3 protein-coding genes are annotated in these 1,879 nt (G+C 64.4%); all 3 read left to right on the forward strand.

The annotated features are described in order from the left end of the window. A partial coding sequence (locus ACDELDRAFT_RS21940) for an SPOR domain-containing protein (protein WP_005800804.1) occupies positions 1-388 on the forward strand: 388 nt, incomplete at its 5' end. Positions 389-609: 221 nt separating this feature from the next. Beyond that, positions 610-1,266, forward strand: coding sequence for a thiol:disulfide interchange protein DsbA/DsbL (locus ACDELDRAFT_RS21945; protein ID WP_005800805.1), 657 nt, complete (start codon positions 610-612; stop codon positions 1,264-1,266). 98 nt (positions 1,267-1,364) lie between these two features. After that, the coding region (lptA, locus tag ACDELDRAFT_RS21950) for a lipopolysaccharide transport periplasmic protein LptA (RefSeq protein ID WP_005800807.1) at positions 1,365-1,879 on the forward strand (515 nt) is incomplete at its 3' end.

Below are 1,879 nucleotides of genomic sequence, written 5' to 3' on the forward strand. Positions count from 1 at the left end.
GGCGCCGGCGGCCGAAGCCACCGCCACGCGCGCGCCTGCCAGCAAGCCGGTCACCGCCGACGCCAAGCCGGGTGCCAAGACCGACGCGAAGTCCGCCCCTTCGGCCGATCCACTGGGCGATCTGGCGAAAGCCAAGTCGGCAACGGTGGACCCGTTCGATTATTTCGTGCAGGCCGGCGCATTCCCCAGCCAGGCGGGGGCAGATGCTCAGCGCGCCAAGCTCGCCATGCTGGGCTGGGAAGCCCGCATCAGCGAGCGCGAGCAAAATGGCCGCACTGTTTATCGCGTGCGCGTTGGCCCCTTCGGCAAGCGCGATGACGCCGAGCAGCTCAAGGAAAAACTGGAAGGCGCGGGCGTCGAGTCAGCGCTGGTGCGTGTCCAGCGCTGATCGGCAGGCTTGTGCGCACGGCTCATGAACCCGACGTCTTCGCTTTGCCGCGGCTGTGCGAGTCCGTTCACCGAACGCACCGGCCGCAGGGGCTCTGCGGTCTGCGCGCAGGGTGAATACAGTCGCACCATTCGTCACCTGGGCGCCCCCAGCGCCCCCATCTGAACTTTTCCCCGGGGACGTGCTCACATCCCCAGACCAGAACAAGGAGTGTCCCAGTCATGAAACGCCGCGAGTTTTCTCTGTCCGCCGCCTCGGCGGTTGCCGCCTCCGCCTTGACCCTGCCACTGGCCACGCCAGCCGGGGCGCAGGCGCGCCAGTTCAAGGAGGGCAAGGACTACACCAAGCTCGCCAAGGCCGTCGCGCCCGAGGCCCCCGCCGGCAAGATCGATGTGATCGAGTTCTTCTGGTACAGCTGCCCCCACTGCAACGCCTTTGAACCTTCTCTGGACGCCTGGGTCAAGACAGCGCCCAAGGATCTGAGCATTCGCCGCGTTCCGGTGGCGTTCAATGCCAGCTTCATCCCCCAGCAGAAGCTGTATTACGCGCTTGAAGGCATGGGCAAGCTCGACACCGTGCACACCAAGGTATTTCGCGCCATCCACGTGGAAAAGCTCAAGCTTGCCAAGGACGATGACATCTTCGCCTGGGTGGCCCAGCAGGGCGTGGACGCTGCCAAGTTCAAGGAGGTCTACAACTCCTTCACCGTGTCCAATCAGGTACGCCGTGCATCGGCACTGCAGGAAGCCTATGGCGTGGAAGGCGTACCCTCCATGGGCGTGGCCGGCCGGTTCTACACCGATGGCACCATGGCCGGCAGCATGCAGACCGTCCTGCAGGTGGTGGAGTACCTGGCAGGCGTGGCGCGCAAGGGCTGAACCCCGGCGCAACAGTTTGGCAAAGCCCGCGCATGCGGGCTTTTTTGTGGGCGCAGGTCCGCTTTCGATGGCTACAATGAGTGCAAGATTCGTGCCTCATGAAAACTAGCATCCTTCCGATCTTCGTGTTGATGGCTCTTGCCTTCGCCCCTGGCGTGGGCCAGGCCGAAAAGGCCGACCGCAACAAGCCCATGAACATCGAGGCCGACGCGTTGCGCCACGACGAGCTCAAGCAGACCAGCGTGTTCACGGGCCGTGTGGTCATGACCAAGGGCTCCATCGTGCTGCGCGGTGCGCGGCTGGATGTGCGCCAGGATGCCGAGGGCTACCAGTATGGCGTGGTGACGGCTGAGCCCGGCAAGCGCGCATTTTTTCGCCAGAAGCGCGATACCCTGCCCGGTGTACCCGACGAATTCATCGAAGGCGAAAGCGAAGTGATCGAGTACGACGGCCGTGCCGACAACGTGCGCTTCATCACCCGGGCTGAAATGCGCCGCTACCGCGAATCGGTGGTGACCGACGAACTGTCGGGTGCCGTCATCGTCTACAACAACCTCACCGACGTGTTCACCGTCGATGGCCAGAGAAAGTCGACCGCCGGCGCGGCGGGCGA

The sequence above is a fragment of the Acidovorax delafieldii 2AN genome, from assembly GCF_000175235.1.
GTDB classification, from domain to species: domain Bacteria; phylum Pseudomonadota; class Gammaproteobacteria; order Burkholderiales; family Burkholderiaceae_C; genus Acidovorax; species Acidovorax delafieldii_B.

Excerpts from the sequence above, each read along its gene's own strand:
- ACDELDRAFT_RS21945 (WP_005800805.1), top strand. The coding sequence starts at position 610 with ATGAAACGCCGCGAGTTTTCTCTGTCCGCCGCCTCGGCGGTTGCCGCC.